Origin of the sequence: Microbacterium sp., assembly GCF_044508325.1 — a bacterium.
In the GTDB taxonomy this organism is placed as follows: domain Bacteria; phylum Actinomycetota; class Actinomycetes; order Actinomycetales; family Microbacteriaceae; genus Microbacterium.
In genome coordinates this window covers 67,211-88,988 of record NZ_JBIQHX010000013.1, presented here as the reverse complement: position 1 = coordinate 88,988, position 21,778 = coordinate 67,211, and the positions used below count along the sequence as shown (strand labels likewise).

19 protein-coding genes are annotated in these 21,778 nt (G+C 71.1%); 6 read left to right on the top strand and 13 right to left on the bottom strand.

Translation table 11 applies throughout. The annotated features are described in order from the left end of the window. Positions 1 to 254 precede the first annotated feature (254 nt). A complete protein-coding gene (locus ACIWQI_RS11535) occupies positions 255 to 581 on the top strand; it encodes a carboxymuconolactone decarboxylase family protein (protein WP_396657555.1) in 327 nt (108 codons plus the stop codon). Between the two features lie 15 nt (positions 582 to 596). Here ACIWQI_RS11535 and ACIWQI_RS11530 read toward each other — a convergent pair whose 3' ends face one another. From ACIWQI_RS11530 to cls, 4 genes are all read right to left on the bottom strand, one after another. Next, positions 597 to 2,735, bottom strand: coding sequence for a LuxR C-terminal-related transcriptional regulator (locus ACIWQI_RS11530; RefSeq protein WP_396657553.1), 2,139 nt, complete (start codon positions 2,733 to 2,735; stop codon positions 597 to 599). Between the two features lie 145 nt (positions 2,736 to 2,880). Further along, a complete protein-coding gene (locus ACIWQI_RS11525; protein ID WP_396657552.1) occupies positions 2,881 to 3,543 on the bottom strand; it encodes a GAP family protein in 663 nt (220 codons plus the stop codon). Positions 3,544 to 3,579: 36 nt separating this feature from the next. Further along, positions 3,580 to 4,482, bottom strand: coding sequence for an alpha/beta fold hydrolase (locus tag ACIWQI_RS11520; protein WP_396657551.1), 903 nt, complete (start codon positions 4,480 to 4,482; stop codon positions 3,580 to 3,582). Positions 4,483 to 4,503: 21 nt separating this feature from the next. Then, complete coding sequence (cls, locus tag ACIWQI_RS11515; protein ID WP_396657550.1) at positions 4,504 to 5,973, bottom strand: cardiolipin synthase; 1,470 nt, start codon at positions 5,971 to 5,973, stop codon at positions 4,504 to 4,506. Between the two features lie 163 nt (positions 5,974 to 6,136). On the opposite strand from cls, the gene ACIWQI_RS11510 reads away from it, so the two are divergent. Both ACIWQI_RS11510 and ACIWQI_RS11505 read left to right on the top strand, forming a co-directional pair. Further along, entirely contained in the window at positions 6,137 to 7,549 is a 1,413-nt protein-coding gene (locus ACIWQI_RS11510) for a glutamate decarboxylase (protein WP_396657548.1), read from the top strand. Position 7,550: 1 nt separating this feature from the next. Next, positions 7,551 to 8,186 carry a hypothetical protein gene (locus ACIWQI_RS11505; protein ID WP_396657547.1) on the top strand — a complete coding sequence of 212 codons (636 nt, stop codon included), beginning with the start codon at positions 7,551 to 7,553 and terminating at the stop codon, positions 8,184 to 8,186. On the opposite strand, the gene ACIWQI_RS11500 is transcribed toward ACIWQI_RS11505, so the two are convergent. The 9 genes from ACIWQI_RS11500 to ACIWQI_RS11460 form a co-directional block, all read right to left on the bottom strand. Further along, a complete protein-coding gene (locus ACIWQI_RS11500; RefSeq protein ID WP_396657545.1) occupies positions 8,176 to 8,490 on the bottom strand; it encodes a metal-sensitive transcriptional regulator in 315 nt (104 codons plus the stop codon). The genes ACIWQI_RS11505 and ACIWQI_RS11500 overlap by 11 nt on opposite strands. Beyond that, entirely contained in the window at positions 8,487 to 10,580 is a 2,094-nt protein-coding gene (locus tag ACIWQI_RS11495; protein ID WP_396657544.1) for a heavy metal translocating P-type ATPase, read from the bottom strand. Before ACIWQI_RS11495 ends, ACIWQI_RS11500 begins: the two co-directional genes overlap by 4 nt. Next, a complete protein-coding gene (locus ACIWQI_RS11490; RefSeq protein ID WP_396657542.1) occupies positions 10,577 to 12,832 on the bottom strand; it encodes a heavy metal translocating P-type ATPase in 2,256 nt (751 codons plus the stop codon). Before ACIWQI_RS11490 ends, ACIWQI_RS11495 begins: the two co-directional genes overlap by 4 nt. A gap of 3 nt (positions 12,833 to 12,835) precedes the next feature. Next, positions 12,836 to 13,048, bottom strand: a complete 213-nt coding sequence (locus tag ACIWQI_RS11485; RefSeq protein WP_396657541.1) for a heavy-metal-associated domain-containing protein — start codon at positions 13,046 to 13,048, stop codon at positions 12,836 to 12,838. A gap of 86 nt (positions 13,049 to 13,134) precedes the next feature. After that, on the bottom strand, positions 13,135 to 13,923 hold the full coding sequence (locus ACIWQI_RS11480; RefSeq protein WP_396657540.1) for an alpha/beta fold hydrolase: 789 nt from the start codon (positions 13,921 to 13,923) through the stop codon (positions 13,135 to 13,137). Positions 13,924 to 13,987: 64 nt separating this feature from the next. Beyond that, positions 13,988 to 15,037: an LLM class flavin-dependent oxidoreductase gene (locus ACIWQI_RS11475; RefSeq protein WP_396657538.1), complete on the bottom strand. Its 1,050-nt coding sequence runs from the start codon at positions 15,035 to 15,037 to the stop codon at positions 13,988 to 13,990. A gap of 31 nt (positions 15,038 to 15,068) precedes the next feature. Next, positions 15,069 to 15,338: a hypothetical protein gene (locus tag ACIWQI_RS11470; protein WP_396657536.1), complete on the bottom strand. Its 270-nt coding sequence runs from the start codon at positions 15,336 to 15,338 to the stop codon at positions 15,069 to 15,071. A gap of 1 nt (position 15,339) precedes the next feature. Next, complete coding sequence (locus ACIWQI_RS11465) at positions 15,340 to 16,845, bottom strand: FAD-binding oxidoreductase (RefSeq protein ID WP_396657534.1); 1,506 nt, start codon at positions 16,843 to 16,845, stop codon at positions 15,340 to 15,342. A gap of 13 nt (positions 16,846 to 16,858) precedes the next feature. Further along, positions 16,859 to 18,280, bottom strand: a complete 1,422-nt coding sequence (locus ACIWQI_RS11460) for a (Fe-S)-binding protein (protein ID WP_396657533.1) — start codon at positions 18,278 to 18,280, stop codon at positions 16,859 to 16,861. Between the two features lie 331 nt (positions 18,281 to 18,611). On the opposite strand from ACIWQI_RS11460, the gene ACIWQI_RS11455 reads away from it, so the two are divergent. From ACIWQI_RS11455 to ACIWQI_RS11445, 3 genes are all read left to right on the top strand, one after another. Beyond that, on the top strand, positions 18,612 to 19,979 hold the full coding sequence (locus ACIWQI_RS11455; protein WP_396657531.1) for an FAD-binding oxidoreductase: 1,368 nt from the start codon (positions 18,612 to 18,614) through the stop codon (positions 19,977 to 19,979). A gap of 63 nt (positions 19,980 to 20,042) precedes the next feature. Continuing rightward, complete coding sequence (locus tag ACIWQI_RS11450) at positions 20,043 to 20,387, top strand: DUF2200 domain-containing protein (protein WP_396657530.1); 345 nt, start codon at positions 20,043 to 20,045, stop codon at positions 20,385 to 20,387. A 73-nt stretch (positions 20,388 to 20,460) separates the two neighbouring features. After that, positions 20,461 to 21,711: a DUF222 domain-containing protein gene (locus tag ACIWQI_RS11445; protein ID WP_396657529.1), complete on the top strand. Its 1,251-nt coding sequence runs from the start codon at positions 20,461 to 20,463 to the stop codon at positions 21,709 to 21,711. Positions 21,712 to 21,778: the final 67 nt, after the last annotated feature.

Sequence of the window (21,778 nt, the reverse complement as noted above, 5' to 3'; positions counted from 1 at the left end):
TGTGGTCGCGGAAGATGTCGATGAGGATCCAGATGAAGATCCAGATGCAGACCACCACGAGCCACAGCCACAGCGCCCACAGCAGGAAGTCGACGAATCCCATATCCGGTCCTCTTTCTCGTGCTGCCGGGCTCCCGCCCGGCCCGGGTGCGCCCCGACGGCGCCCCACGTCGAGAGGCTAGGGCCGGCGTTTCCGGCACGCATCACGCAGATCACGTGAACCGGATCGATGCGGGAGGGGCTTCACTGGGGTGGTGGACTATCTCGACCATCTGCGTCGGCTCAGCATCGACGCGGAACCGCGCCCCGGGGCGCCCGAGAATGCGGATTCGCCCTCCGTCCTCGATGACAAGGAGAGGGCACTGCTGCGGCTGGCCGCCCTGGTCGCGGTCTCTGCGTCGGCGGCCTCGATACGCAAGGACGTCGACGCGGCGGTGAGTGCGGGGGCGGGGACCGCGGAGATCATCGACGTGCTGGATGTCGTGATGCCGCATGTGGGCCGTCCGCGCGTGGTGAAGGCGGCGCCGAGGTTCGCCGTCGCGCTGGGGATCGACCTCGATCTGCTGGCCGACGGGGCGTGAGCCGGCTCCGCGCCGTCAGCCGCCCAGCAGCCCGAGCTCCACGGCGCGCTCCACGGCGGCGCCGCGCGTGGTCGCCCCCAGCTTGCGGTAGATCGACCCCACCTCCGAGCTGACGGTGTTGCGCGAGACGAACAGGCGGCGGCCGATCTCCGCGATCGTCAGGTGCGTCTGCAGGTAGGGGAGCAGTCGCATCTCGGCCGGGGTGAGAGGCACGCTCGCGGTGCTGGTCGCCGAGCCGGCGAGAAGGTCGCGGAAGCGCTCGATCTCGTCGGCGAGCACCCCCATGTCGGGAGTGCGGCCGAGCAGGTCGTCGATCTCGTGCAGCAGATGCCTCGCGGCGGCGCGGTCGCCCTGCGCCGCATAGACGAGGGCGATCTGCAGCCGCGTGCGCAGGGCGAGGTAGGGGAGCACGTGCGTGCAGTGGACCCGGGCGCGCATCGCCCGGGTGACGAACCGCTCCGCGGCGGCGCCGTCGCCTCTGCGGAGGGCGAGCCGTGCCGCCACGGCGAGCGCGAGACCGGTGGTGGGATAGCCCTCCAGGTGGTTCTCGTCGATCGCGCGTACCGCGGTGTGCGCGTGCGCCTCCGCTTCGGCCGCCGCATCCTCCTCCATCGCCAGCAGCGCCAGCTCCGCCTCGCTCAGCAGCACCGAGTCGTGGTTTCCGACCAGCGCGGCGCTCGCCGACGAATCCAGGAAGGCGTCCTGCGCGGCCTGCCGATCGCCCGCCAGCAGCAGGCCGGAGCCGAGCAGGTGCAGCGCCTGGTCGCGCCACGGGCTCCACGCCGGTTCATGCGCGACGGCGTACTGCGCATCCGCGAGCACCTGCCGCCAGCCGTGCGGGCACATGGCCGCACGCACCATCGCCCTGGCCGATTCGAACGCGACCCGGTCATCCTCGGGGGCGTCGGTCACGTCGAAGGCCTCGAGCACGGCCGCCCAGCACTCGGCGTCCGGGGACTTGCCCTGCAGGATCGCGGCCCAGGCGGCGATCACAGCGAGCGCGGGCGACGAGGTGATGACCACATCGCCGACGCCGTGCAGCCAGCGCTCGACGACTGCGACATCTCCCCGCTGGTAGGTGGGCAGCGCCAGCTCGGTCACGAGCTCTCCCGCGCGGGCGACGTCGCCGGCGGCGAGCAGGTGCTCGACGGTGAGGTCGAGCAGGCCCTCGCCTTCGAGCCACTCCGCCGCCCGGGCGTGCAGCTCGGGCAGCATCGCACGGTCGTGACGGTGCAGCTCGGCCACGAGGAACTCGCGGAACAGCCCGTGGTACCGGTACCAGTGTCCATGCCGGTCGAGCGGGACGAGGAACAGGCCGCGCGCCTCGATGCGCCTCAGCATCTCCCCGGCGTCCTGGGTGCCGAGCACGGCGTCGCACAGCTCGGCGGACAGCTGGTCGAGCACAGCGGTGCGCCGGAGGAACCGCTGCATCTGCGCCGGAAGGCCCGCCATGCACTCGTGATACAGGTAGTCGGCGACGAACCGCTCGTCGCCGGACAGGCCCAGCACGGGTGTTCCCGACTTCAGGGCCAGGGCGCACAGCTGCAGGCCGGTGGGCCACCCTTCGCTGCGGGCGACGGCGACGGCGACGTCGTCCTCCGAGACGTCGACATCGTTCTCGGCGAAGATGGTGCGCGCCGCGGTGGCGTCCAGGCGCAGGTCGTCGGCGCCGATCTCCTGCAGCGGCAGGTCGATGCGCAGCCGCGCGAACCACGGCTGCTCGTGCCGCCCCGCCAGCACCACCTGGGAGCCGGCCGGCACGCCGCCGAGCACGATCTCCAGCGCATCCTGGCACTGCAGCGAGGCCGCGGCGTGGATGTCGTCGACGAGCAGGAGGAACGGGTCGGGGGCGCGCGCGAGCGCGGCCGCGAGCAGCGGCGCCGACCGGCCCAGCAGCGAGGTGCCGAGGCCTCTCATCTCGAAGATGACGTCGGCGGCGTATGGCGAGAGCCCGGCGCTCGCGGTGGCGAGCAGGGTCAGCAGCGCGGCGGGGCTGTCGTCGAAGCGGTCGAGGGATGCCCATCCGATCGCGCGGTCGTCGGTCGCCGCCCACTCGGCCAGCAGCGTCGACTTCCCGTATCCGGCCGGGGCTGTCACGCCCACGACGCGGGATCCGCTGGAGCGGGCCCCGTCGATCAGCGCGCGACGGCTCACGCCACCGGTCCGTGGCGGTCTGATCGCCACCTTCGCGTCGAGAAGGATCCCGCTCAGGTCTCGAGGTCCCCCAGCGGCATCTCGAGTCGCGTCGAGCATCTCTGAATACTATGGGCGCCCTCAACCGCCTCTCAATATGCGGGCTTCACAGCCGCGTGAGGCCGTTGCCGATCGCGACGATGCCCACGATCACGAGGACGGCCGCGCTGACGGCGCGGCCGTGCAGCCCGAGCCACTCCCGCGCCCGGATCAGCCGAGGCTCCATGCGCCCGGGGCTGATGAGGGTCATCGTGATCGGAACGACGACCGTCGATGCCGCGATGACGGTGTACACCGCGATGACGACCGCGGACTGACCGAGCGGAAGCGCGGCTGCGCGCAGCACCAGGCCCGCCGCGACCGCGAGGAGGATGGCCTTGGGGCGCAGGTTGAGCGCGAGGGCGACGCCGAACGACGACCAGCGGCCGAGCGAGCCGATGCCACCCAGCCAGCGCGGCAGCCCACTGGACTGTGCCGGCATGCGCCGTCGGACCAGGAGCGCGGCGGCCACGAGCGCGGCGCCGACGATGATCTCGGCGACCCCGAGCGCGGTGTCGTGCCGGCCGAACCGCGAGACGGGGACGGCCTGAGCGCCGAGCGCGCAGAGCGAGACGACCGTGGCCAGCCCCAGCACCCAGCCGACCAGGAACGGCACCGCCGACACGGTCCGCTTGGGCGAGAGCAGGATCATGATCATCGCGGTGATGGGCACCGAGCTGACCGCGCCCGCCGCCGCGATGGGAAGAAGCTGACCGACCGCCTGCAGCATGTCAGTCCGACCTCGATCCGGGCGTGGGCGCGGGGCTCATTCGGATGCCTTCGGGTGATGGATGCCGCGATGCAGCTCGAACACGCTCGCGTGGCCACGCGCGTCCCGCGGGTCGGCGATGGGCCGATCGGCCATGAAGAGCCGGATCAGGTGGGCGAGCTCGCGGGGATGGCTGAAGTTGATCGCGTGCGCGGCGCCTTCGAGGACGACGAGGAGGATGTGGTTCTCCTCGCGGGCGGCGATCTCGCGCACGCGGACGGCGTGGGGCATGAGCGGGTCGCGCGTCCCGATGACGGCCAGGGTCGGGATCCGCAGGGCGAGGAGGCGGTCGAGCGAGGGGAACTGCGTGAGCGCCCGGAACAGTCGGAACGTGCTGGGCACCCCGAACCGCAGGTAATCGGGAGCGGCGACCCCCACGAGCCGGCGGGGCTCACGCCCGCCGTCGCGGGCGAGCTGGCCGATCGCCCTCCGCAGGGGCTGGTTGTGCACACCGCCGGCCGGCGAGACGAGCACCGCCCGGTCGATGCGATCGGGGAAGCGGAAGGCGAACTCGACGATCACGGGGCACCCCATCGAATTGCCGACGAGCGTGGCCCGTTCGATTCCCCGGTCGTCGAGGAACCGCACGGCCGCCTCCGCGAGGTCGGGGATGTCGAGCCGCTCGCTCGCGCGTCCGCTGCGGCCGAAGCCGGGCAGATCAGGCACGAAGGTGTGGAAGTCGTCGCGCAGGAGCTCGGCCGTGGGCAGCAGGTAGCGCCCCGAGAGCCCGAACCCGTGCAGATGCACCATGACGGGTGCATCCTGCGGCGGGTCGGGCGACTCACGGTAGAAGACGGGGATGCCCTCGACCATCGTCCAGCGCTCGGCCAGGGCCGATGCGGGCCGGCGCGGGGTGCGCCGCGCGATGTGACGCTGGGGGTCCGTTCCCTGTCGTCGCATGTCGCCTCCCGGTGTCGCGTCTCAGTTCAGGGCCGAGGTCAGTCGCGCGAGCCCGTCGAGGAAGGTGGCCCGGGCGGGCTCGCGCCGCCACTCGGCGAGAGTGAGTTCGCGCCCGGCGTCGCGGTACCGCTGCTCGACAGCGCGCATCGCATCCACGAAGCGCTCGCCGCGCACGAGCATCGAGACCTCCATGTTGAGGCTGAAGGAGCGGATGTCCATGTTGCTCGAGCCGATGACGGCCAGGTCGTCGTCGATCGAGAAGTGCTTCGCGTGCAGGATGTACGGCGCCGGGTAGAGGAAGATCCGCACGCCGGCTTCCAGCAGCGCGTCGTAGTACGAGCGCTGGGCGTGGTAGACCAGCGCCTGGTCGCCGATCTCGGAGACGAACAGCTGCACGTCCACGCCGCGGTAGCAGGCGCTGGTGATCGCGTACACCATGGCTTCGTCCGGCACGAAATAGGGACTGGTGAGGATCACCCGCTCCGTCGCCCCGTGGATGAGCGCCAGGAACAGCCGCAGGTTGTTCTCGGTGGGGTAGCCGGGGCCGCTGGGCACCACCTGGCACACGACAGCGTCTTCGGTCGCGACCGGGATCGCGTCGGCGGGGACGAGCTCGGCATCCACTCGTTCGCCGGTCTCGATGAGCCAGTCGGTGAGGAACACGGCGTTCAGCTCGGCGGCGGCCGGGCCGTCCACCCGGGCGACCAGCTCCTGCCACTGCAGGCCGCGGGCGATGTTCTTGGCGGAGTCGTAGCTGCGGTCGATGAGGTTCTGCGACCCCGTGAACGCCGTGACGCCGTCGACGACGACGATCTTGCGGTGGTTGCGCAGGTCGGGCCGCTGGTAGCGGCCCTTGAACGGCTCGACCGGAAGCATCCACGCCCACTGGACCCCGATGCGGTCGAGCTCGGCGAAGGTGCGGGTGGAGTCGGCGATGCGGCGCGACGAGAACTGGTCTGCGAGCAGCCGGACGGTCACGCCCCGCGCGACGGCGTCGGCCATCGCGGTGAAGAACACGCGTGTGGTCTCGTCCCACGCGACGATGAAGAACTCCACGTGCACGAACCGCTGGGCGCGATCGATCGCGGCGGCCATCGCGGCGATCGACGCCGGGTAGTCCTCGTTCAGCGTGACGAGGTTGCCGCCCGTGGGCGGCAGGCTGGTGAGACGCTCGTTCTGGGTGACCACGCGCTGCAGCCAGCGCGGCCACGCGGCGGTGTCGGCACGGGCCGTCGACTGGTGGGCACGGGCGCGGATCACCTCGTCGATGCGCGCCTGCTCGTCGCGCCGGTGCCGGGGGAGGCGCGCGTTCCCGATCAGCAGGTACAGCAGGATCCCGACCACCGGCACGGCGAAGATGAGCAGCAGCCATGCCATCGCCGCGGTGGGCTTGCGTCCGCGCGGGATGACGATGAGCGCGATGACATCGACGACGACGATCGCTGCGATCACGACGATCCGCACGACGTCGCCGACGGTGGTGGGATCCATGAGGGAACGGTAGCGACGGGCCGTCGGGCCTGCATCGTGCGATCCGCGTGATGTCGGGCGGCTGTTCACGCGATTCACGTGACGCGGCCGGGCCCCGTGGTCAATACGCCGAACGCCGCAGATGCCCAGGCGCCGGGCACCTCGGCGCCGGAAGCGAGGACCGATGACCGACACCGACGCCGCCATGCCGATCCACGGGCGGCCCGCCTTCCGCACGCACATCGACCCGTTCACCTTCCCGGAGGATTCGCTCCCGCCGGACGAGGTGTACGAGCTGATCCACACCGGCCTCATGCTCGACGGCCGCGAGACCCTCAATCTCGCATCGTTCGTGACGACGTGGATGGAGCCGCAGGCCGAGAAGCTGATCCACGACTCGCTGCGCAAGAACCACATCGATCACGAGGAGTACCCGGCCGCATCGCTCATGGAGGAGGCGTGCGTGCACATGCTCGGCGACCTGTTCCATGCCCCCGACCCCGCCGAGGTCGTCGGCGTCGCCACGATCGGCTCGTCCGAGGCGATCATGCTGGGCCTGCTCGCCCACAAGCGCCGCTGGCGCGCCCGCAGGACCGCAGCCGGGCTGCCGGCGGACCGCCCCAACGTCGTGTTCGGCGCGGAGACCCATGTCGTCTGGGACAAGTTCGCCGACTACTTCGACGTCGAGATGCGCAAGATCCCCATGAAGCCGGACCGGTTCGTGGTGAGTGCCGACGACGTCGAGGCTCAGGTCGACGAGAACACGATCGCGGTGGGCCTGGTGCTGGGGACGACGCACATCGGGGAGTCCGACCCGATCGAGGAGATCAACGACCTCCTGCTGCAGATCAAGGCCGACAAGGGGTGGGACATCCCGATCCACGTCGACGGGGCCAGCTGCGCGTTCATCGCCCCGTTCGCCCATCCCGACTTCCTGTTCGACTTCCGGCTGGAACAGGTCGCATCGATCAACGCCTCCGGGCACAAGTACGGCCTCGTCTACCCCGGCGTCGGCTGGCTGGTGTTCCGCGATCGCTCGCAGCTGCCGGAGGAGCTGGTGTTCAGCGTGAACTATCTGGGCGGCGCGCAGCCCACCTACACGTTCAACTTCTCGCGCGGCTCGGCGATGATCGAGGCGCAGCTGTACAACTTCCTGCGCCTCGGGCGCGCGGGGTACGCCGCGATCGTGTCGAACATGCTCGCCAACGCGCAGCACCTCAACGAGAGGCTGTCCGAGAGCAAGTGGTTCGAGATCCTCAACCCCGGACTTGCCGAGCCGGTCGTCACCTTCCGGCTGACCGGCGACCCGGGCTTCGACGTCTACCACCTCTCCGGGCGGCTGCGCGAGCACGGCTGGATCGTGCCCGCGTACAGCCTCCCGCCCGACGCGGAGGACGTGCACCTCATGCGGATCGTGGTGCGCCGGGACCTCAGTCGCCAGATGATCGACGTCCTCCTGCGCGACCTGGACGACGCGTGCACGCACCTGGCCGCGGAGAAGCCGGGTGAGCGCACCGGCGTGGCGCCCGATCTGTGGACGGCGCCGGCCCTGATCGCGGCACACCAGAAGGCCCGCACCGGCCAGCGCCGGGAGTGACGTGCGCGGGGCTACGCCGGCGAGCTGGTGGATGGGATGCCTGTTCGCCGTCGGCTCCTTCTGCTTCGCGCTCGGCTCGCTCCCGCCGTTCTTCACGACGGTGCCGGCGACGGTCGTCGCCTGGGTGTTCTTCGTCGGCTCGATCTTCTTCACCACCGCTGCCCTGGTGCAGTTCCGCGAAGCCGTCGTCGCGGCGGCGGGGCGACGCACGCACGGCCCCGACTGGCGGGCCGGCGCCGTGCAGCTGGTGGGCACCGTGTTCTTCAACGTCAGCACCTTCGCCGCCACGCGGCAGGATCTCGCGTCCGATCAGGAGCGCCACCTCATCTGGGCGCCGGACCTGTGGGGCTCGGTGTGCTTCCTCGTGGCGAGCGTGATCGCCTTCGGCGCGGTGCTCCGGCGCGTGCCGGGGCGACCGCGGGACCGGATGGGCACGCGCATCGCCGCGCTCAACCTCATCGGCTCGATCGCCTTCGGGCTGGCGGCGATCGGCGCCCGCTACCTGCCCACGACGGGTGAGCCGGCGAACATCGGACTGGTGAACCTGGGAACGTTCGTCGGCGCGGTCTGCTTCTTCATCGGCGCAGTGCTCCTGCCGGTGCAGTCTGCCCGCGCGGAGGCGGCGGTCACGACCTGACCAGCCGCGCGATCGCGTCGGTCGCCTCCTTGATCTTGACCGCGGCCTCGTCGTCGCCGGCGCGCGCCGCGTCGACGACGCAGTGCGTGAGGTGGTCGTCGAGCAGCCCGATCGCCACCGCCTCCAGCGCGCTCTTGAGCGCACTGATCTGGGTGAGGATGTCGATGCAGTACTTCTCCTCGTCGACCATGCGCGAGATGCCGCGCGCCTGTCCCTCGATCCGCTTGAGGCGGTTGAGGTACGCGTCCTTGTCGGAGATGTAGCCGTGGGTGGCATGGTCGGTATGGGTCTGGATGCTTGTCATGACCGATCCTTCGGGTGTTCGTGCAGCACCGCTCGGGTGCTGGCGTCTGGGGTGAGGTCGATGCGCCGCAGCAGCTGCGCGTTGAGCGCGACGACGACCGTGGACAGCGACATGAGGATCGCGCCCACCGACATCGGCAGCACGAATCCGATCGGTGCGAGCACGCCTGCGGCCAGGGGCACCGAGAGGAGGTTGTAGCCGGCGGCCCACCACAGGTTCTGCTGCATCTTGCGGTAGGCCTGCCGCGACAGCTCGATGACCGAGAGCACGCTGCGCGGGTCGGAGCCGGCCAGCACCACGCCTGCGGACGCGATCGCGACGTCGGTGCCCGCGCCGATCGCGATGCCGACATCGGCCTGGGCGAGCGCGGGAGCGTCGTTGACGCCGTCGCCGACCATCGCGACCTTCCGGCCCTCGTGCTGCAGCTCGACGACGGTGCCGGCCTTGTCCTCGGGGTGCACGCCGGCGAAGACGCGGTCGATGCCGAGCTCGGCGGCCACCGCGCGGGCGACCGCCTCGGCGTCTCCGGTGATCATCACGACCTGGATGCCGAGGCGATGCAGGGCGTCGACGGCAGCGCGGGACTCAGGGCGGATCTCGTCGGCGAGCTTCAGCCCGCCGATGACGACGCCGTCGCGGGCGACGTGCAGGATGATCGCTCCCTCGCGCCGCCAGGCATCGGCCTCGGCGACCTCGCCTGCCCCGAGCTGGTCGAGCAGGCGCGGCCCGCCGACGCGGATCTGGTGACCGGTGACGGTGGCCGTCACGCCGACCGCGGGCGACGAGGCGAATCCGGATGCCGGGGGCACGTCGAGCCGCCGATCCGCTGCCGCGCGCACGATGGCCTGGGCGAGCGGGTGCTCGCTGTCGCGTTCGGCGGCGGCGGCGAGGGCGAGCACCGTGTCGGCGTCGACGCCGGCGACGGGCGCGATCGCCGAGACGACCGGCTCGCCCTTGGTGAGGGTGCCGGTCTTGTCGAACAGCACGGTGTCGACGGTGCGCATGCTCTCCAGGGCCAGGCGGTCCTTCACGAGCACGCCGCCGCGCGCAGCGCGCTCGGTCGCGATCGAGACCACGAGCGGTATCGCCAGGCCCAGCGCGTGCGGGCAGGCGATCACCAGCACGGTGATCGACCGGACCACAGCCTCGTCGGGCGAGCCGATGAGCGTCCATACGGCGGCCGTTGCGGCCGCGGCGACGAGGGCGAACCAGAACAGGAGCGCCGCGGCACGGTCGGCGATCCGCTGCGCGCGGGAGGTGGAGTTCTGCGCCTCGACCACGAGACGCTGGATGCCGGCGAGGGTCGTGTCGTCGCCCGCCGCCGTGATCTGCACGCGCAGAGCCGAGTCGGTCGCGACGGTGCCGGCGGTGACGGCATCGCCCGCACCGCGGGCGACCGGACGCGATTCGCCGGTGACCATCGACTCGTCGACGTCGGCGGCGCCGTCGACGATCGTGCCGTCGGCGGGGATGCTGCCCCCCGGCCGCACGATGACGACATCGCCGACGCGCAGCTCGGCGGGGGAGACGGTCTCGAAGGCGTCGCCGACGATGCGCTCGGCCTCATCGGGCAGGAGCGCCGCCAGGGAGTCGAGGGCGGAGCTGGTCTGGGCGAGGGAGCGCATCTCGATCCAGTGGCCCAGCAGCATGATCACGATCAGCAGCGCGAGCTCCCACCAGAACTCCAGCTCGTGGTGCAGGATTCCCAGCGTGGCGCCCCACGAGGCGAGGAAGGCGACGGTGATCGCCAGGCCGATCAGCAGCATCATCCCCGGCCGGCGCGCGCGCAGCTCGCTGATCGCGCCGGTGAGGAACGGCCATCCGCCCCACAGGTACATCACGGTGCCCAGCACCGGCGAGATCCACCGCGCCCATCCGGTGACCTCGTAGCCGAGGATCATCGCGAACATCGGCGACAGCGCCACGACGGGCACCGCGATGAGGAGGTTGATCCAGAACAGCCTGCGGAACCGGCCGATGTGGTCGCCGTGGTCGCTGTGGCCCGCGTGCCCGGCGGCATGCTCCGCGTGGCCGTGCCCGTGCTCGTCGTGCTCGAGCATCTGCTCGTGGTGGGCGCGGTGGTCGCTCATCGGCGCCCCGCAATGCTCTGGAATGCGCGCAGCCGCAGGCTGTTGCCCACGACGAACACACTCGACAGCGCCATCGCGGCGCCGGCCAGCATGGGGTTGAGCAGGCCGAGCGCGGCGATGGGGATGGCGGCCACGTTGTAGGCGAACGCCCAGAACAGGTTGCCCTTGATCGTGCCGAGGGTGCGGCGCGAGAGGCGGATCGCGTCGACGGCGCTGCGCAGATCGCCGCGCACGAGAGTGAGGTCGGATGCCTCGATCGCAGCGTCCGTGCCGGTGCCCATCGCCAGTCCCAGGTCGGCCTGGGCCAATGCCGGCGCGTCGTTGACGCCGTCGCCGACCATGGCCACGACCCTGCCTTCCTGCTGGAGGCGCGCCACCACCTCGACCTTCTCCTGCGGCAGCACCTCGGCGATGACCTCGTCGATGCCGACTTCGGCGGCGATGCGGCGTGCGACGGCGGCGTTGTCGCCGGTCAGCAGCACCGGGGTCAGCCCGAGCCCCGTCAGGCGGGCGACCGCCTCGGCGCTGGTCGGCTTGACCGTGTCGGCGACGATCAGGATCCCCCGGGCGGCGCCGTCCCATCCGACCGCGACGACGGTCCTGCCGTCGCGCTCGGCCTGCGCCTTGGCGGCGGCGACATCGGCGCTGAGTCGTTGCGACCATTCAGCGAGCAGCGTCTCCCGCCCCACGATGACCGCGTGTCCGTCGACGACCCCCTGCACCCCGAACCCCTCGAGGTTCGCGAACTCCTCGGCGGCCGGCAGGTCGCCCGCGCTCGCGACGGCGGCCTTCGCGACGGCCTGCGCGATCGGGTGCTCCGAGGCATCCTCGACCGCTCCCGCCAGCCGCAGCAGCTCGCCGGGGTCGGTGCCGGGCTCGGCGACGACGTCGACGAGGGTCATCCGCCCGGTGGTGACCGTGCCGGTCTTGTCGAGCACGATCGTGTCGACCGTGCGCGTGGACTCCAGCATCTCCGGGCCCTTGATCAGGATTCCCAGCTGCGCGCCGCGCCCGGTGCCCACCAGCAGTGCGGTCGGGGTGGCAAGGCCCAGCGCGCAGGGGCACGCGATCACGAGCACGGCGACCGCTGCGGTGAAGGCCGCGGACGCAGGGAAGCCGAGGATCAGCCATACGGCGAGCGTGACCACGGCGATCCCGATCGCGATGGGCACGAAGACGCCCGAGATGCGGTCGGCGAGGCGCTGCACCGGGGCCTTGCCGGCCTGGGCCTGCTCGACGAGCTTCGCCATCTGGGCCAGCTGGGTGTCGGTGCCCACGCGCGTGGCGCGCACGACGAGCCGGCCGCCCGCGTTGACGGTGGCGCCGGCGACCGCGTCGCCTTCGGCGACCTCGACGGGCACCGACTCGCCGGTGAGCATCGAGGCATCCACTGCCGACGTCCCCGAGACGACGACGCCGTCGGTCGCGATCTTCTCGCCGGGCCGCACCACGAACTCGTCGCCGACCCGCAGCTCGTCGACCGGGATCTTCGTCTCGACGCCGCCGCGGGACACCGAGACCTCTTTCGCGCCGAGCTGGAGCAGCGCCCGCAGCGCCGCGCCGGCCTGACGCTTGGATCGCTTCTCGAACCAGCGGCCGAGCAGGATGAACGTGGTCACCCCGGCCGCGACCTCGAGATAGATGTTCCCGGCGCCGTCCGAGGGCGCGATCGTGAACTCGAAGGCGTGGGTCATGCCGGGCATGCCCGCGGTGCCGAAGAACAGCGCGTACAGCGACCAGAGGAAGGCGGCGAGCGTGCCCATCGAGACGAGGGTGTCCATCGTCGCGGCACCGTGGCGCAGGTTGATCCATGCGGCCCGGTGGAACGGCCAGCCTCCCCACACGACCACCGGTGCGGCGAGGGTCAGCGACGCCCACTGCCAGGAGGTGAGCTGCAGGGCCGGGATCATCGCCATCGCGACGACCGGTGCGGTCAGGATCGCCGAGATGATCAGGCGCCGGCGCAGCGAGGTCAGCTCGGGGTCGTCGTCGTCATCGCGCTCGGGGGCGGTGCGGGCGGGCAGCGCGGCGGTGTAGCCCGTGCTCTCGACCTCGGCGATCAGCCGCGCCGGGTCGTACCCGGAGGGGACGGTGACCGATGCCTTCTCGGTCGCATAGTTGACCGTGGCCGTCACGCCGTCGAGCCTGTTGAGCTTGCGCTCGATGCGGTTCGCGCACGACGCGCAGGTCATCCCGCCGATCTCGAGCTCGACGCTGGAGAGCGGGAGGGGAGTGGATGCCGTCGTGCTCATCGCTCAGACGCGGACGGCCGAGTAGCCCGCCTCGTCGACCGCCGCCAGCACGGCCGCGTCGTCCAGCGGTGCAACTGAGGTGACGACCAGGCGTCCCGTCTTGGCGCTGACCTGGATGTCTTCGACGCCGGCGACCTGGCCGACCTCTTCGCGGACGGACATCTCGCAGTGTCCGCAGGACATGCCGGTCACCTGGTACTCGGTCGTGCTCATCATGCTCCTCACGTGATACCCCCTGTGGGTATGCCACCCAGAGTAACGCATACCGGCAGGGGGTATTCCGCTCCGAGCTCGCCGAGGAGTCAGCGGATGAGTCGCTCCCGCACGATGCGTGCGGTCGCCTCCGGGTCGGGCCGGTGCATGACCGACTCGGGCACGACGACGAGCTCGGCGGTATCCATCTCCCGCGCCAGCCTGTCGGCGGCATCCACAAGGAGGGGGAAGGTCTGCTCGCCGCGCAGGATCGTCACGGGCACGCCGACCGAGAGCATCTGGGCGGTAGGGGTCGAAACCTGGCGTGTGAGCTGCACGTCGTACACCGTGGACTGCGCGAGGGGAGCGAGGGGCGTCAGCTGGCTGGCGGCGCGCATGCCCTCGACCAGGTCGCGCGGCAGCTCGACGCCCTCGAGCTGGAAGGTCGCGACGGCGTCCTCGCCCCGCCCCTCGTCGACGAGGCGCTGCAGGCGGTCGGCGAGGTCGTCGGCCGGCTCGCCGATCCCGAAGCGGAACGGCGGCTCGGACAGGAAGAGGGCTCGCACGCGCGCGCCGGTCGAGGCGGCGAACAGGGCGAGGACAGCACCGGAGGAGTGGCCGAGGACGGATGCCTCGCCGGCGGGCGCGCCGGTCGCCGCGATGACCGCCGCGAGGTCTTCGGCCTCGTGCTGCGGCGTCGACCCGCGCGCGTCGCCGCTGGAGCCGCGTGCGCGGCGATCGTAGGTGACGGCGCGGATGCCGGAGGCGCCGAGCGCGCGGGCCAGCGGCGCCGCGTCGGCAGCGGTCGACAGGGCGCCGCCGACGATGACGACGACCGGTCCGTCGCCGGTGTGCTCGTAGGCGATCGGGGTGCCGTCTGCGGAGGTGGCGGTGTCCATGCGGTCAGCAAAGCACGCCGCCCCGACATCGCCGGCCGTCTCGCAGGCCCGTCGACGCCGGCGGCTAGGTGAACGCGGGCATGACGCGATCGTGCACGAGGCGCAGCTGCTCGTCGACGTCGGGGACGCCCGCGACCTCCCGTCCCATGAGGGCCTTGACGAGGGCGGCATCGGTGATCGCGAGGATCATGTGGTTGACGCCGGTGGGCTCGATCTCGCGCTTGATCTTCTCGACGCACTCCTCCGGGGTGCCCGCGATCGAGAGCCGCTCGGCGAGGTCTGGCGGGGTCAGGTCGATCGCTCCGCCGAGGTCTCCCGCTCCCAGCGCCGCGATGACCGGCTTCAGCTCCTCCGGATCGACGCCGTTGCGGCGCAGCTGCTCGTCTGGCATCGCCGATGCGTACAGCCCCACCATCGAGCGGGCCGCCTCCTTGGCGGCCGCCGAGTCCTCGCCCACCGAGAACACCACCCACGCGCCCAGGTCGAGATCGTGCACGTCCTTGCCCGCGCGCTCCGCGCCGATCCGGCAGTGCTCGACCATGTACTCGTACGCCTCGCGCGTGTAGCTGAGGGCGTGGTGGCAGCCGTCCGAGAACTCCGCGCTGGCCTCGAACGACCGCGGCCCGCGCATGGCGCCGATCTTGACCGGCATCCGCTCCTGCACCGGCCGGGCGAAGGTGAACAGCCCGGCGTACCGGAAGAACTCGCCGTCCATCGTGATCGCGCCGTCGTCCAGGAACGTGCGGATCACCTTCGCCCCCTCGAGCACGCGGGACAGCGGCTTGGTGTCGGTCCAGTCGATCTTGTACTGCGCGAGCAGGCCGAAGTTGCCGCTGCCGATCACGACCTCGGCGCGGCCGTTCGTCAGTTCGTCGAGGGTCGCGGCGGCCTGGGCGATGAGCGTCGGCTCACGCAGCACGACCCCGGACACGCTCGGCCCGAACCGGACGTTCTTCGTGCGATCGGCGGCGGCGGCGAACAGCAGCCAGAGGTCCTTGTGCCACGTCTCGTCGGCGGCGTACACGGCGTAGAAGCCGAGTTCGTCGGCGACTTCGATCGAGCGCAGCGACTGCTCCAGCGGGTAGTCGGGCAGCATCACGTAACTGAATTTCATCGTGGTCTCCTTTGACCTTCGGGTGGATCGGCTAGGTTGTGGCGTCCTTCTGTTCGATCTCCGCCAGAAGCTCCGAGCCGGCCACGACGCTGTGCGCGAAATGCGCGTGCATCCACGCGAGGTGGTCGCCGCGGGCGTTCATGATCCGCAGCGAGTCCCAGTTCGGGAACGTCTGCTGGAGCACCCAGCGCTCCATGAGGCGGGGATCGACCTCGAAGATGTGCTCGTGCGTGGTGATGGCGACGTCGGTGACGCGGCGGGCCGGCGGCGGCTGCATCTGCTCGTCGTACCGGTAGGCCATGTCAGTCCTCCGTCGCGTAGGCCCGGTCCAGCAGGTACTTGCCCGGGTTCATGATGTTGTTCGGGTCGAGCGTGCGCTTGATGTCGAGCATGACGTCGTAGCCGCGTCCGAGCTCCTCGGGCACGAGGTCGACCTCGCCCTCGCGGCAGGAGCCGTGGCAGGCGCTGATCGATCCGCCGTGATCCAGCGACACCCGCGCGATGGCGCGTTTCGCGTCGACCCACAGGGCCCAGGCGCGGTCGTCGAGCTGCTGCTCCCAGATGCCGATGTCGATCTCGGTGAGATAGTCGGCGCCGGTGCTGCCCTGCGTGTACGCGAACATCCCCCAGTCGTCGAAGACATCCGTGCGGCGCCGGAGGTCGGCGACGATCTCATGCCACTTGCGGGTCACCGCGGGCAGCTCGGAGTAGTTGATCGCGGCATCCTCGCAGTGCCAGCTCATCGGCACGACCTGGCCGTCCTTCGTGCGGCCGTGCAGCGGGGTCGCGTAGCGGTCGTGCCGCGCCGCCCAGTCGCCCTCTGAGATCTCGTCGCCGAGGTAGCGGGCGCCGTGCTCCTTCGCGATGCGGAACAGCCGCCGTCCGCCGGCGCGCACCTCGTCGTCCCAGCCGTACATCACCGCGCACACCAGCGCCCGCACATCGCCCGGCTGCGGGATGTAGGCCTCGTCGTCGCGGCGCAGGTAGGCGACCTTGTGCTCGTCGAAAAGGACCGCTCCCGCGAACGTCGCCACCCCGGCGCGGGCGAGCGCGCCCGTGCAGGCGTACGCGTCGTCGTAGTTGTCGAACGCCCAGAACGGGGAGAGCTCCGCCTCCGGCTTCGGGAAGAGCTTGAGCGTCGCGCGGGTCGCGATGCCCAGCGTGCCCTGGTGACCCATGAACAGGTGCTTGAGCTGGTAGCCGCTCGACGACTTGGTGACCTTGCGGCCGATGCCGTCGCCCACGTGCATGATGTCGCCGGTGGGCAGGACATGGTCGAAGCTCAGCACCAGGTCGCGGGTGTGCCCGTAGCGCGAGCCGATCAGCGACCAGCCGCTCGTGCCGATCCGTCCGCCCACGAGCGAGCACGGGTACGACGCCGGGTCGTCGGGATAGAACAGCCCGTAGGGCGCGAGGTGCTCATTGAGCTTGAGCATGTTGATGCCCGTGCCGACGGTGACCGTGCGGTTGACAAGGTCCAGCTCGTGGACCTGGTTCATGCGCTTGACGTCGACCAGGATGCCGCCGCGCAGCGGGACGGCCCCGTCGGTGAGGCCGGTGCCGCCGTCCCGGGGCACGACGGGGACCTTCAGGTCGTTGGCGATCCTGACCACGGCCGCCACCTGCTCGGTGGAGGTCGGCAGCACGACGAGGTCGGGCACGCGCTCGGCCCAGCGGTGCACGGGGAACGGCGCGGGGACGCGCGCGCGGTTGAACCGGTCGGCGCGCCCGGTGAGGATCTGCTCGTCGGCGAGCACGGTGCGCAGTGCGCGGACGACGGTGTCGACGTCCTCCATCAGCATCGTCATCGGTGCGCTCCCCTCACGCGTCGCCGGTGTCGCGGCGCGCTCTGCCGGACGCGCCCGTGCGTTCTCGGGCGAGGCGGCGGTCGCCGGTCTCGCCGCGCGTGCCGCCGACCTCGATTCCGAGCGAGGTCGCCAGCAGCTCGTGGATGTCGAGCACATCGATGTCGACATCGTCGCCCGCCTCGGTGAGAGGCCGCTCCGACCACGGGCACGCGCTCACGAGCGTGTCGACATCCAGCTTCTCGGCGTGCCCCAGGCGGCGGGCGCTGATCGCGGCGGTGAGCTCGGGCTTCTCGACGGCCAGGCCGCCGCCGGCTCCCGAGCAGTACGACCATTGGGTCACGCGGTCGACGTCCTCGAAGCGCAGACCCGGAATCGCACGCAGGATCTCGCGCGGCTCCTTCCAGATGCCCTTGCGCTTGTTGAGGCGGCAGGGGTCGTGGTAGGTGATCGCGCGATCCACGGGAACCTGCGGCACGAGGCGCCCGTCGCGGATCATCTCGGCGAACAGCTCGACCACGAGCACCACCTCGATGTCGAACCCGGCCCCGAAGTATTTCGGATAGTCCTCCGTGAAGGTGATGTAGTCGTGCGGGTCGAGCACCAGGACCCGTTTGGTGCCCGTGGCCCGCCACGACGCGAGGTTGTGCTCGGCGAACGCCCGCGCCTGGTCGACGTAGCCCATCTCGGCGGCAGGGCCGCCGCAGCACCACTGCTCGCCCATGAGCCCGAACTCGAAGCCGGCCTTCTGCAGCACCTGCGCGACCGCGCGCGGCACCGAGGTGCGGTAGAACGCCGCCTCGCAGTCGACGAAGAGGATCGTCTCGCCGCCGACCGGGAGATCCAGGCCCTCCGCCCAGTCCCGCACGGTGTCCTGCCCGACGGGCACCTCGCCCAGCACGGGCTCGTGGCTGCGCAGCGCCGTCCGCTCGTTCCACGAGCGGTAGCCGGGCTGGTGGATGCCGGAGTCGACGGCGAGTGCCCGCGCCGCTTTGACGACGTCGACCGTCCGGGTGCGGAACCGGTAGAAGTCACCGGTGAACAGCGTGTTCGGGCAGCGCAGCTCGCAGGCTCCGCACTGGGTGCAGTTGACGTAGTCGGCGGCGACGTCTTCGATCGTCAGCTCCCCGCGCTCCATCGCCACGACGTTGGCGTGGAACGCGGTCGGCGTCCACGATTCGTTGCGCGTCTCGGTCATGACCGGGCAGACCTCGCGGCAGAACTTGTGGCCCGACGAGTAGCAGTTGTACGACGCGTTGCGCCACTCCTCGACGAACTCACGCGTCTTGATGTCGCTCACCGGGATGACGACCTGCGGAACGATCTCATCGTTCGCGGTCAGCTCGGCCAGTTCGGGCGGGTTGGTCCGCATCCCGGGCGTGAACGGCTCGAGGAGCGGGTCTGCGGCGGGTTTGCCGCCTTCGGCGAGATCAGTCACGGGCGACCCCCTGGGCGTGGCGTCCGACCCCGGCGTGTCCCACGTCGGACTACGTTGACACACATATTGGCGGCCCGCCCGCGGGAGATCAAGGGTGCGCGGACCCGCCAGGGCCGCCGGTGCGCGCAATCGCGGGCCCCTGATGCCGCCTCCCGGCGGCTTCGCGACCGCACCGGCCCGCAGATCGCCGCGCGCGATGTATCTGGGAACGCCGAAGCCGCCTCTGTGCTGGGTGGCCGATGTCCGTCCCCCGGAGGAGAATGCCCGGCGCGGGCCGACCGCAATCACTGTGCGACACATCGCATCCCCCGTAGAGAGATGGAACACACCCATGACCCTGCACGATCTCGACGCGCGCGCGGACGACCTCCGGCGCGCCCTCGGCGACAAGGTCGTCCTTGCCGGCGACTCCGGCTACGACACCGCCCGCACCCCCTGGAACCTCGCGATCGACCAGCGCCCGTTCGCGGTCGCCCGACCCGACAGCGCCGACGACGTCGTCGCCGTCGTGCGCGCCGCCGTGTCCGCGGGTCTGCGCGTCGCGCCGCAGTCGACCGGCCACGGAGCCGGCGCGCTGTCGGGCACCGACCTGTCCGCCACGGTGCTCGTCAGCCTCGCCGGTCTGCGCGGTGTCACCGTCGATGAGCAGGCCCGCACCGCGCGCGTGCTCGGCGGGTCGCAGTGGCACGACGTGCTCGAGGCATCCACCCCGCACGGCCTGACCGCCATGCACGGCAGCGCCGGCGACGTGTCGGTGGCCGGCTACATCCTCTCCGGCGGCCTCTCGTTCTACGGCCGCCGTCACGGGCTCGCCGTGAACACGCTCCGCGAGGTGCAGCTGGTCACCGCAGACGGGTCGCTCGTGCGGGCGAGCGCCGACGAGAACCCCGACCTGTTCTGGGCGATCCGCGGCGGATCGGCCAACTTCGGCATCGTCGTCTCGCTCGAGATCGACCTGCTGCCCTACGCCGATGTGTTCGCCGGCATGCTCTTGTGGGATGCTGCGCGAGCGGAGGAGGTGATGGATGCCTGGACCCGCTGGACGGCCACGGCGCCCGAGTCGGCCACCACGACGCTGCGCGTCCTCCACCTGCCGCCGCTGCCGGAGCTGCCGCCGTTCCTCAGCGGCCGGTCTCTGGTCGTGATCGACGGGGCGATCCTGGAGACGGATGCCGCGGCATCCGCCCTGCTCGAGCCTCTGCGCGCGCTGGAACCCGAGATCGACACGTTCGCGCGCATGCCCGCCGCAGGATTGACCGCCGTGCACATGGATCCGCCCGAGCCGTCGCCCGCGTTCGCCCGCCACGCCGTGCTCGCGGGGCTCCCTGCCGGGGCGCGCGAGGCCGTGCTCGGCGCGCTGGGGCTGCCGGGTCTGTTCGTCGCCGAGGTGCGGCACGTCGGCGGCGCGTTCCGCCGGCGCAGCGAAGGGGCCGGCGCCGTGGGCTCGCTGACGGGAGAGTACGCCGTCAACCTGATCGCCATGGTTCCGGCTCCGGAGGCGGCTGCCGGCGCCGACGCCGCCGTCCGCGCGGGGATCGAGATGCTCCGGCCGTGGCACATCGACTCGCTGGTGCTGACGTTCATCGACGCCGGCGACGTCGACCGGGCGCTGGGGTTCGGCGCGGCGCTGGGGCGCCTGCGTGAGCTCAAGCAGGTCTACGACCCCGCCGGGGTGCTGGTGGCCGGCCAGCCGGTCTGAGTCGGGCCGGACGAGCGGCGGTGGGGTGGACCGCCGCTCGTCCGCGCTGAGTACGCTGGAGTCGTGAGCCGGATCGCCAGCCTGAAGGTCGCCGTCGTCTACCCGCTCTATGTGAGCAAGGTGGAGCGCAAGGGACGCGCGAGGGAAGAGCTCGACGAGGTGATCCGGTGGCTGACCGGCTTCGATGAGGCATCCGTGCAGCGGCAGATCGACGAGGGGGCGACCTTCGAGGAGTTCTTCGCGGACGCGGCGCTCAACCCGAACGCGTCGCTGATCACCGGCGTCATCTGCGGGGTGCGCGTGGAGGACATCGAAGACCCGCTCACTCAGAAGGTGCGCTATCTCGACAAGCTCGTCGACGAGCTCGCCAAGGGCAGGGCCATGGAGAAGGTGCTGCGAACCGGGTGACCGGGTGATGATGCCGAACCGATCTTCGATCGTTCCTAAGCCCAGTGTTGTACCTGTCTTCTACAATGAAGGCATGTTCCACCAGGTTGAGGCACCCCGGGTTCCGGACGCGCTCGACCTTGTGACCGACGTCGCCGACATGGAGGCGGCGTTCGCCGCTCAGCGGTTCCAGGCCGTCGACGCGATGCGCCGCGAGGCGCAGGCCGAGGCCGCGCGGCACGGCCGGCAGCTGACCGAGGTGATCGATCGGTCGATCCGGCTTGAGCTGGCGGCGGCGCTGCGGGTCACCGAGCACGCCGCCGGAATGATGCTCGCGCGGGCCGAGAGCCTCGTGCACCGCTACCCCGCCGTCCTCGAGTCCCTCAGCCGGGCCCGCATCACCGAGCGGCACGCCGAGATCCTCGCCGAGAGCATGGATGCCGAGGCCCCCGACGTCGCCGAGGCCTTGATGGCCGCAGCGATCGAGCTGGCCGAGCAGCACGCCGTCGGCACCTTCCGGCGGGCGCTGGGCAGACTCGTCGACTCCTTTCGCGCCGCGTCGCTCAGCGCACGGCACGAAGAGGCGGTGACGCACCGGCACGCGTCGGTGCAGGCCGGCGTCGACGGGATGGCAGAGCTGCTGCTGCATGTCCCTGCCGTCGAGGCGCACGCGATCTTCGCCCGTGCCACCGCGATCGCGAAGCAGCTCAGGAAGGTGGACGGCGAGACCCGCACGCTCGACCAGCTGCGCGCCGATGTGATGTGCGATCTGCTCATCGAGGGCGACACGACCGCGCACCCTGCGCAGGCGCGCGGCATCCGGCCCAGCGTTGTGATCACGGTGCCCGCGCTGTCGCTCCTCGACGACGAGAACGCGGCTCGTGAGCCGGCCACGGTGGAAGGAATCGGACCGATCCCGATCGAGCGGGCGCGCGAGCTGTGCGGGGGCGACAGGGGCTGGATGCGGGTGCTCACCCACCCCGAGACGGGGATGGTGCTCTCGGTCGGCCGGGACCGGTACGACGCCCCGCCCGCACTGCGAAAGCTCGTCAAGTGGCGTGCCGAACGGTGCATGGCGCCGGGATGCGGCGTTCCGGCATCCCGCTGCCAGATCGACCACAACCTCGCCTGGGAGCACGGCGGCCACACGGCGCTGTGGAACGAGAGTCCGTTCTGCCAGGGGCACCATACGGTAAAGCACCACGGCGGGTGGACGGTGCGCCAGATCCCCGGCAGCGGAGGCGCGATCGAGTGGGTCTCGCCTGCACGGAGGCGCTATGTCGTGCAGCCGGAGCGCCGGGTGCCGGTGTTCCGGCCCGCCGACCAGGGCGATCCACCCTTCTGAGCCTGTCCCGATCGTGAGCGACACGTCTGCATCGAGGTGCCCGGTGCGGACGGGTCCAAGGTCCCGG